The sequence below is a fragment of the Streptomyces sp. NPDC005070 genome (assembly GCF_053600395.1).
The window spans coordinates 1-8,691 of sequence record NZ_JBSFZS010000194.1; the positions used below are offsets into that span (position 1 = coordinate 1).

Genomic DNA, 8,691 nt, shown 5'->3' on the forward strand with positions numbered 1-8,691 from the left:
CCGAGGTCGACGCCGATGAAGCCGTCCGGCTCGTACTGCTCGGCCTCGGGCACGTCACAGGTGGCGACGAGGTAGAACACGCCGTCCCGCTCGACCAGGTCGGATTCGCCATGCCGGTGCGCCTGGAGCATCTGGAGCGCATCGGCGGAGCACACGAACGGCACGTTCCTGACCCGGCCGTCCACGGTCCAGATGGACACGGTCCGCTGGTCGTACTGCCAGCTCAGGCAGCGGTCGTCATACGGCTGGGCAGCCTCGGGGCGAAAGGTGACCGGCTTGGACTCGGCCTTGCGGCGACGCCTGGAACCGTCCCTGCCGAGGTTCCCGGCCCGAATGTTGGCCTTGAGCGTGGTGTAGGCGTCGCGGACCTTCTTGATGGTGTGCTGCGCCGCCTGCGCCCCCAGCCCCCGCGCCTTCAGCTCCGCGTAGGTGTGTTTGCGCAGCTCGTACTCACGCGGCACGTCGTGCTCGAATGCCACCTCCGACGCCCAGTTCGCGGCGTCGTTGACCGTGCGCAGGGTGCGCTCGAGCGCGGAAGCCTGTGCGGCGTCCGGCAGGAGTTTGACCTGTGTCCCGATCTTCACGGGCGTGATCGTAGCGTTGATCTATGTCACCGCGCTGGGAGCCGAACCCCGATATCCGTAGGGGCCGCTGGTCGGCTCCCTAAAGGGTGTCTCTGCCCGGCGCCTGCGGCTGGGGGCACCTCCCGGCCCAAGGCTGGGGGAGAGTTCCCCAGTCACATCTGCACGTACCTGTGGGTTGAGCACTTCTGGTCGCCGTCCTACTTCGCCGCCTCGTGCGGGGGCGCCCCGCTCGCCGTCATCAAGGAGTACATCGAGAACCAGAAACGTCCCGGCTGAGGTCAAGAGCGCGGGCCCGTGCGCCCGCGCGGGTCAGAGCAGCGTTACGAAGCGCTTCCTCCCCGGGCGTGAACGCCCGGGGTTCCGCGCTAGATCACGCTGAACCGAAGATCCCGCGCACACGTAAAGGGAAAGGGAGCGGGGTCTCTCACAAGGTCCGGTCCCTCATGCCACCCGGGTACGCACCCGACCGATTCAAGGAGTACGCACCCATGAGCACCGCCCGCCTGAGCGACCGGCTGTCGAGCCACCAGCCTCTCGTCCTCGGCCTGTTCCGCATCGTCCTCGGCCTGCTCTTCGCCAGCGAGGGCGCTGCCACGCTCTTCGGGATACTGGGGCGGCAGAGCAGCCCCGTCGGCGACTGGCCGTTCTGGTACGCCGGTGTCATCGAGCTGGTCTGCGGTGTTCTCGTACTCCTGGGTGCCGCTACGCGAGGCGCCGCGTTCCTCAGCTCGGGCACCATGGCCTTCGCCTACTTCACCGAGCACCAGAAGGACGGCCTCTTCCCCCTGCAGAACGGTGGCCTGTCGCCTGCGCTGTTCTGCTGGGCGTTCCTGCTCCTGGTCTTCTTCGGGCCCGGCGCCCTGTCCCTGTCGGGTCTGGTCCAGGGCAGGGGAATCGCCCGGGACACAGCCGGCCTCGACGCGGTCTGAGCGCTCGGCCGCCAGGGCAATGGCGGCCGAGCCGGCCTTTTCCGACCTGTGCCCGGTTGACGGCCTGGGGTGAAGTAGCCGGTGTCGTACGGCAGTTCAGTGATCGCCGGTCTGCTGTGTGCTCTCGGTGGTGTCGGCGTGGGTGTTCTCGCGGCTCGGTGAGGCGATGTCCCTCCGAACGTTCTCGGTCAGGAGGGACGTCCGCCGAACTGCCAGTTGTGCACCTCGATGTCGGCGTACCGGTCAGCGGTGAGGACGGCACGTGCCGTCTCCGGGTCCGGCGCCCGGAGCAACACCGCCGTGCCCAGCCAGGTGGTGCCGTCGTCCGACAGCAGCGGCCCGTAAGCGATCAGTTCCTCCCGGTCGCGCGGTACCGCGAGGTCGGCAGCCTGCCCCGTGCCGAGGCCGATCACCAGATACCGGTTGCCGCCGGTCCGGCCGCCGGGGAAGTCCCACATGGTGCGCCCCAGCATGTTGCGCCACCGTCGCAGCAGCACGTCCCGGTAGACGCCGGCCTGGTAGTTGGGCTCGTCGAAGACGAACGCGCGGGCGGTGGCGTGATCGGGCAGGTCGAGGATGTGCACGCTTCCCGTGGGTGTGTCGCCGTCGTCGGTGAGGGTCGGGCCCCGGGCGATCATCTCCTTCGCGTACTGGTCCATGTAGGACCAATGTCTTTCCAGCAGTTCGTCGCGCAGCGGCCCGGAGCCGGGCCGGTCGCGGTGGTAGCAGAGGAACTCCATGCCCATAGGTTCGCTTCGAGGACATGGAAGAGCGAGTGATTTTGGCGGTCACGACCACTCGGCAGCCTCATCCCGCTTCGCGGGCCGCGGCGGGCGAGGCTTCGGTCGGACCGCCGAGAGCGCCGAGACACGCGAAGTCGTGGGCGACGACCTCAGGCGTTGACATCTCTACGGGCAGTCGCTTTACTCCCGGACAGCACCGGAGCCGTGCTCCGTGTTCAGAGACACGCCCAGCCGGTATGCAGGCCTCGCGCCACGAGCCCGGCCCAAGTCGCCAGGACGTCACCTACGCGTCCGAGGCGGGGACGTGCCCTCTTCCCTCTGGGAGCTCATCCACATGAGCCATTTCAGCCGCACTTCCCGCACCCTCATGGGCACCGTCATCGGCGCGGCAGCGCTGGTCGGATCACTGGTCGCACCGGCGACCTCAGCACAGGCCGCATCCGTGCCTCTGCCGCCCACACACGTCGGCTTCGACTATCAGATCGGCGGTGCCTACACTCCGCCGGCCGGGGTGAAGGTCGTCACCCGGGACAACGCCGCCTCCCCGGCGGCAGGCCTGTACAACATCTGCTACGTCAACGCCTTCCAGGCGCAGCCGGGTGCCGAGAGCGAGTGGGACTCCGACCTGCTGCTGCGCGACGCGTCCGGCAAGGTCGTCTACGACGAGGACTGGGGCGAGGCCTTCCTCGACATCGGCACCGACGGCAAGCGGCAGCGGATCGCAGGCAAGATCGGAAGCCTGATCGACCGCTGCAGGACCAAGGGCTTCCAGGCGATCGAGCCCGACAACTACGACAGCTACACCCGGTCCGGCAATCGCCTGACGGCCAACAACGCGCAGGCGTTCATCAAGCTGCTCGCGGCCCGCGCTCACACGGACGGCCTGGCCATCGCCCAGAAGAACACTCCCGAGCTGGCAGGCAACCACACCGCCAACGGTCTGGACTTCGCCGTGGCCGAGGAGTGCGGTCAGTACGACGAGTGCGGCGACTACACCAGCGCCTTCGGAAACAACGTCATAGTGATCGAGTACACCAACTCCGGCAGGTCGAAGGCCTGCAACGGGTGGGGCGGCACGCTGAGCATCGTCCAGCGCGACGTGGACGTCAAACCGGCGGGCAGCAGCGGCTACGTACGCAAGACCTGCTAGACCACGGGCCGACTCACGTCGAGCGCCAGCCTGCGGCGGCCCGCCGCCGCAGGCTGGCGCAGGCCTGTCGTTCTCGGGCCGTGCCGTGAGCATTCGGGCCCCCGGTGATCAGCGTCAGTCGGGGAGGTGCGCTGGAAACGTCGTCGTCAAAGCCCGCAGGAGCCGGTCCGCGTACTCCCGCTCGGCGTCCCTGAACTGTGGATACTCGGTGACGAAGTGGTTCCACTCCACATACCCGACCGCGTCGACCACGTCCTCGTAAAGGATCTTCTCGCGGTGCGGATACGGCCACTCGCCCGACAGCCGAAACACGTCGTGCAGCAGCTCGTAGCGGAGCGGATGCCGCTCGGCCAGCAGCACGGCGTCGTACAGATCCTTGCCCTGCCCGTGCATGTCATTGACCAGCCACATCAACTTCCAGGCGAGGGAAAGCTCAGGTGTGGCGGCTTGTACGACCGTGCCGCCCGGCAGTTCGGCCCGCTGGGGTGCTTCGGGCAGCCGCTCGTTGAACACGAAGTCGAGCTGGACGTGACCGCCGGGCAGCCCGGGCGAGTTCCACGGCAGCACCATACGACGGCCCGGTACCCGGTCGTAGGTCCAGATGTCCTCGATCACCGCTCCTCGCGCCGAGACGTCCACCTCGTGTCCGAGCGCCTCGGCCAGCGTCTGCGCCGCCGCGGCGATCCCGTGCAGCATCCGGTCCGTACGGCCGTCGTCGATGTGTGAGGTGTCAGGAACGACGACGAAGTCCAGGTCCCCGGGTTCGCGGTGTTCCGCCGGCCCAAGCCCTTCCACGCCGTCCCGCTCACGTCCGTACCCCCACAGGCTCCTCGATCCAACCGTCGTCCACGGGCAGGTCGCTGTCATGCGGCACGAACTCGCGTTCCACGCTCAGCACAACGAACCTGCCGAGCTCGGTCAGCAACCGCTCCAGGGCCAGCCCCACGCCATCGGCACCCACCCTCACGGCACCGCCGTGTCACGAACCGCTCGTGCCGTGCGCCGGCCCGCATCCGCGAGGCGTTCCACGACAGATGGGCGCCGTGCGGCACCACTCGGGCCGCGATCGCGGCCAAGTCCGGGTCCGCGTCGAGCAGCAGCTTCACATGATGCTCGAAGTACCGTTCGTCGTCTCCGCCGAGCCGATCCGGAACCTCTGCGGCCCACGGCGCGCATACTCGGTTTTTGGTGGGTGCTACTGATACCGCCTGTCAGTTCCTGACGCACTGTTCCCTACAGGGACATGCCGCAGTACAGACGTCGTCCCGGCGTGGCATCGCGAGCGACCTGGCCGAGGCGTTCGAGGAAGTCGGCCATGAGCTCGGGGTCCGCGCCGCCACCGTCCTCCGTGTGGGTCCATGCGGTGGCGGCTCCGAGCAGGTGCACCGAGGTGGCCGCCGACAGGGCGTCACGAAGGGATTCCGTGAGCGAGACAAGCCATGGCCCTTCAGGCTCGGGGTCGTTGAGCAGTTCGCAGAAGCGAGGGTCGGCTTCCACTTGCTCCACGGATGTTCCGGTCAAGTGGGCCTCGACGGTTCCGAGGATCATGTAGGGGTCTGCCCCCTTTAGGCCGAGCGTGCCGAACGTGTCGTCCATACCGTCGCCTTCGAACAGTGCGAGGGCCTGCGTGTCATCGGCGGCCGCGAAGTAGTCGTAGATGTTTCCCATGGCTGGATCGTGCCAACCGCACGCAGCGTCGTTCAAGGGATCGGTCGACGCGGGTATGGACCCGGGTCCTTGATACAGGGACAGTCGCGCTGGGTAGGGCGGTCGGGAAGATGAGTACGACAGCTCATGCCCCCGCCGTGACCGGCGTCGACGATGGAGTTCGTCATCAACGAAGCCGGGAGTCCGTTCATGCTCAGCCGTACCGCCAGCACTCTGGTATCTGCCGTCGGACGGCTGTCCGTGACGTGCGACCCCGGCGCGGAGTTCGCGCCGGGCAGCATCATCGCCGCGAACCACACTTCTCTGGCCGACCCTGCCGTGGTCGTCGCTGCTCTGTACCGTCTCGGCGTCACGCCTGTCGTCATGGCAGCCGCGGGACTGTGGCGGATCCCGCTGCTGGGTCGGTCTCTCACCCGTGAAGGGCATATCCCCGTCCACCGGCGTGACCGGCGGGCGGCAGGCGCGCTCGGCCTGGCGGCGCAGGCCTTGCAGGAAGGGCGGCTGGTTCTCATCTACGCCGAGGGTGGTCTGCCTCGCCGCAAGGATGCTGCGGAGGCGGCCCCCGGTGACTTCCGTACCGGCTTGGCCCGCCTCGCCGAGCGCACCGGTGCGCCGGTGGTGCCGGTCGGTCAGGCCGGCGCCCGCCGCGTCACCTCGGGCAGCGCGATCAAGCAGATCGCGGGCCTCGCCACAGTGCCGCTGCGCCAGCCCGACCTGCACGTCCACGTGGGTGCCCCGATCATTCTCACCGGCGACAGCACCGTCCGCACGGCACGGGCCCGTACCGCGGTGACCAGCGCGTGGAGGACGGCGGCCGCGCACCTCGGTGAGCTTCCACGATCAGCGGGCCACGGCCACGGCCACGGCCACGGCCACGGCCACGGCCACGGCCACGGCCACGGCCACGGCCACGGCCACGGCCACGGCCACAGCCACGGCTACGGATCCGGTCGCCGGGCGCCCGGCGTGTAGGCGGGCGATGGCCCCGTCCCCCCCGAGGCTGCTATATCGCGTCAAGCCACCTGGGGGAGTTCTTCACGTGGGCTCTTGTCGTTCCGGTCGGAGCGTTCAAGGATCTTGAAGAGCTGTCGACAGATGGCGCGCTTGAGGCAGCGTTGTGAGTCACGGGGTGTCTTGCCCTCAGCCACTCGACGGGCGACGTAGCTCTTCGTGGCGGGATCCAGCCGCATCCGGATTAGCGTGATGGTGTGCAGGGCCCGGTTGAGCTGCCGGTCACCGCTGCGGTTGATCCGGTGGCGGTTGGTCAGTCCCGAGGACGCGGGGATCGGCGAGACGCCGGCGAAGGAGGCGAAGGCCGCCTCGGATCGGAACCGGCCCGGGTGGGACCAGCTGACCAGGACCTGAGCCGCAGTGATGGGACCGACGCCGAGCAGGTCAAGGAGTTCTGGCGCCAACTGCCGTATGAGCCCGAGGATCTCGTTCTCGAGCGCCTTGGCCTCGGTCTGAAGAGCCTGGATGCGCTGGGCGGTGGAACGTAGTGCCCGCGCGGTCATTCGGTGCTCGATGCCGTGGGCCGGGCGGTCGCGCAGTTGCGCGCAACGCGTGACCTGGGCCGGGCGCTTGAGTTTCCGCAGTTCGGCGCGGAGATCGTCGGGGGCGGACACGATCAGGGCCTTGAGCTGGTTGATCGCGGCGGTGGAGGCGAGGACCGCGCCGTGGCGGGTGGCGAGCAGGACACGGAGGGCCTCGCGTTCGCCGCGGAGCCGGGGCTGGATCAGGTGCTCGGTGGAGAGCGCTTCCTTGGCAGCTCGGATGGCGTCGATCATGTCGGTCTTGCGGCCGCCACGGACAGCGGGCCGCTTGGGGCGGCAGACCTCCACGACACGCTCGCCGGCCTGGTCGAGGAAGGTGGCCAGGCCAGCGCCGTAGCTGCCGATACCTTCCAGTGCCCAGCAGCGGCGGTCGGGGATGTGCTTGCGCGCGAAGTCGAGCAGGCGGCGATAGCCGCGGGCGTTGGCCGAGGCATCGGTGCTGGCCAGGACCGCACCGATGGGGCTGACGGCTGCGGCGGCGAGGGTGTCGCGGTGGGTATCGACGCCGATGACGCCGTCGACCTGTTCTGCGAGCATGGTCACGCGGTTGTACTCCTTCAAGGGCGGACGGCCGTGGTCTGCGTCGGCCTGGGTGGAGTCACCGCGTGGCAGAACTGTGATGAGTCACGTCGAAATGGCGGACAAGCTGCTGATCAAGCCAACGGGGTGGGCCAGGCCGACGCCGACGTCCGGCAGACATCTCGGGGGCACGGCAAGCTGCAACGAGCCGCCAATTACCTTGTGGGTCATGCCGGAACGTCGGCGCCGAGCCTGGCAGCAACCCAGCCCGGGCCGCAGCTCGACTATCACAGTTCCCTTACGGCCAGTTGCTGTGTTACCTGTGGTGCCAGGCGCAGTGTAGTGGCACATCAGGTGACAGAGGGCCGCGCTCTATTTGATGTCAACGGCGGCTGGCCTTGCGGACGTTCATGCAGCGTGGCCAGCCGCCGGGGGCTCCCCGGGACCGCTCGGTCACCAGCGCGCCGATCGCGGCGCCCAGGTCCAGCGGCTCGCACACATGGTGCAGGGCCATAGACGTCGTACGCCGTCTCGGCTTCGCCGTACGGCCACCGCCGCCGTTTCTTGCGCGCCGCATCCAGCGCGGCGCGCAGCGCAGCGCTGTACCAAAGTGCCAACTATTTCTCTGATTCGGCGCTTCAAGTCAGCGAACCTAGTTGGCATCAGCGCAGGTCACGAAACGATGCCTGATGTCAACTATCGACCCTGGTCACAACGGACTTGCGGCGACCGTCCATGATCAGCCCTCGCAGATAGCAGTCGCTCGTGGCAGCCGGGTGGCGGGGAGGCCGAGCAAGGCCAGGCAACCCCGGCCCGAGGCATAGATCAGATCCGGACGCCGAACTGGAAGGGCATGTTGCTCATCGCCTCGTAGCGGACGAACGCGCCGGAGTGCGGGGCGTGCAGCACCTGGCCGCCGCCCGCGTAGAAACCGACGTGGTGCTGGTCGCCGAAGAAGATGACCAGGTCGCCGACCTGGAGATCGCTCTGCGAGTAGATGCGGGTGCCCGCGTTGGCCTGGGCCTCCGAGGTGCGGGGTATGGTCACGTCGGCCTGGGCGTAGGCCCAAGAGGTGAGGCCCGAGCAGTCGAAGGTGCTGGGGCCGGAGTGGGCGTACGCGTACGGTGCTCCGATCACGCTCTGGGCGGCGGCGAACGCGGCGGCGGCGCGGCCCGAGGCGGCCTTGGTGGTGCCGAGGTCGACGCGCTCGGCGGCGCGGGTGGCCCGCTGCCGGTCCTGGGTGGCCAGCGCCGCCTTCTCCTGCGCGGTCAGCGTGTTGAGGAGCTTCTGCGCCGCCCCCAGCTTGCTCTGGACCTCCTTCTTCTTGCTCGCGAGCTTGGCTCGGGTGTCGGCGAGGTCCTTGAGCTTCGCGGAGGCCTCGGCACGCTGCTGGGCGAGCGAACGCTGCTTCTCCTGGACCTTCTTGAGCGACTCGGCCTGCTGAGCGGTCAGCTGGTCCATGGCCGAGGCCTTGTCCAGGAAGTCGTCCGGGTTCGAGGAGAGGAAGAGGGCCACGGAGGGGTCGATGCCGCCGGTGCGGTACTG

The 8,691-nt window shown here is 68.5% G+C and carries 9 protein-coding genes and 3 pseudogenes; 4 read left to right on the forward strand and 8 right to left on the reverse strand.

Annotated elements, in window-relative coordinates; genetic code table 11:
- Positions 1-584 (reverse strand): annotated as a pseudogene (locus ACWEBX_RS34970) (RNA-guided endonuclease TnpB family protein); the annotation flags it as partial.
- A 186-nt stretch (positions 585-770) separates the two neighbouring features.
- Between ACWEBX_RS34970 and ACWEBX_RS34975 the strand changes: the two are divergent.
- Positions 771-860: pseudogene (locus tag ACWEBX_RS34975) on the forward strand (transposase); the annotation flags it as partial.
- Between the two features lie 212 nt (positions 861-1,072).
- A complete protein-coding gene (locus tag ACWEBX_RS34980; protein ID WP_451888787.1) occupies positions 1,073-1,513 on the forward strand; it encodes a DoxX family protein in 441 nt (146 codons plus the stop codon).
- Positions 1,514-1,701: 188 nt separating this feature from the next.
- On the opposite strand, the gene ACWEBX_RS34985 is transcribed toward ACWEBX_RS34980, so the two are convergent.
- On the reverse strand, positions 1,702-2,253 hold the full coding sequence (locus ACWEBX_RS34985; protein WP_451888788.1) for a YciI family protein: 552 nt from the start codon (positions 2,251-2,253) through the stop codon (positions 1,702-1,704).
- 337 nt (positions 2,254-2,590) lie between these two features.
- Between ACWEBX_RS34985 and ACWEBX_RS34990 the strand changes: the two genes are divergently transcribed.
- A complete protein-coding gene (locus tag ACWEBX_RS34990; RefSeq protein ID WP_451888789.1) occupies positions 2,591-3,406 on the forward strand; it encodes an endo alpha-1,4 polygalactosaminidase in 816 nt (271 codons plus the stop codon).
- A gap of 114 nt (positions 3,407-3,520) precedes the next feature.
- Here ACWEBX_RS34990 and ACWEBX_RS34995 read toward each other — a convergent pair.
- The 3 genes and pseudogenes from ACWEBX_RS34995 to ACWEBX_RS35005 form a co-directional block, all read right to left on the reverse strand.
- Positions 3,521-4,180, reverse strand: a pseudogene (locus ACWEBX_RS34995) (nucleotidyl transferase AbiEii/AbiGii toxin family protein); the annotation flags it as partial.
- 31 nt (positions 4,181-4,211) lie between these two features.
- The gene (locus tag ACWEBX_RS35000) at positions 4,212-4,352 is read right to left on the reverse strand and encodes a hypothetical protein (protein WP_451888790.1); all 141 of its coding nucleotides are present in this window, start codon (positions 4,350-4,352) and stop codon (positions 4,212-4,214) included.
- A gap of 287 nt (positions 4,353-4,639) precedes the next feature.
- The gene (locus ACWEBX_RS35005) at positions 4,640-5,074 is read right to left on the reverse strand and encodes a hypothetical protein (protein ID WP_451888791.1); all 435 of its coding nucleotides are present in this window, start codon (positions 5,072-5,074) and stop codon (positions 4,640-4,642) included.
- Between the two features lie 189 nt (positions 5,075-5,263).
- On the opposite strand from ACWEBX_RS35005, the gene ACWEBX_RS35010 reads away from it, so the two are divergent.
- Positions 5,264-6,046: a lysophospholipid acyltransferase family protein gene (locus ACWEBX_RS35010; RefSeq protein ID WP_451888792.1), complete on the forward strand. Its 783-nt coding sequence runs from the start codon at positions 5,264-5,266 to the stop codon at positions 6,044-6,046.
- Positions 6,047-6,087: 41 nt separating this feature from the next.
- On the opposite strand, the gene ACWEBX_RS35015 is transcribed toward ACWEBX_RS35010, so the two are convergent.
- The 3 genes from ACWEBX_RS35015 to ACWEBX_RS35025 all read right to left on the reverse strand — a co-directional run.
- Positions 6,088-7,170 (reverse strand): IS110 family transposase, encoded by a 1,083-nt coding sequence (locus tag ACWEBX_RS35015; protein WP_451888793.1) that lies wholly within the window; start codon positions 7,168-7,170, stop codon positions 6,088-6,090.
- Positions 7,171-7,528: 358 nt separating this feature from the next.
- Positions 7,529-7,660 carry a hypothetical protein gene (locus ACWEBX_RS35020; RefSeq protein WP_451888794.1) on the reverse strand — a complete coding sequence of 44 codons (132 nt, stop codon included), beginning with the start codon at positions 7,658-7,660 and terminating at the stop codon, positions 7,529-7,531.
- 311 nt (positions 7,661-7,971) lie between these two features.
- Positions 7,972-8,691, reverse strand: a 720-nt coding sequence (locus tag ACWEBX_RS35025) for a C40 family peptidase (RefSeq protein WP_451888795.1), incomplete at its 5' end; no start/stop codon positions are given.

Coding starts and splice junctions, on each gene's coding strand:
- ACWEBX_RS34980 (WP_451888787.1), top strand. CDS start 1,073: ATGAGCACCGCCCGCCTGAGCGACCGGCTGTCGAGCCACCAGCCTCTC.
- ACWEBX_RS34985 (WP_451888788.1), bottom strand. CDS start 2,253: ATGGAGTTCCTCTGCTACCACCGCGACCGGCCCGGCTCCGGGCCGCTG.
- ACWEBX_RS34990 (WP_451888789.1), top strand. CDS start 2,591: ATGAGCCATTTCAGCCGCACTTCCCGCACCCTCATGGGCACCGTCATC.
- ACWEBX_RS35005 (WP_451888791.1), bottom strand. CDS start 5,074: ATGGGAAACATCTACGACTACTTCGCGGCCGCCGATGACACGCAGGCC.
- ACWEBX_RS35010 (WP_451888792.1), top strand. CDS start 5,264: ATGCTCAGCCGTACCGCCAGCACTCTGGTATCTGCCGTCGGACGGCTG.
- ACWEBX_RS35020 (WP_451888794.1), bottom strand. CDS start 7,660: ATGGCCCTGCACCATGTGTGCGAGCCGCTGGACCTGGGCGCCGCGATC.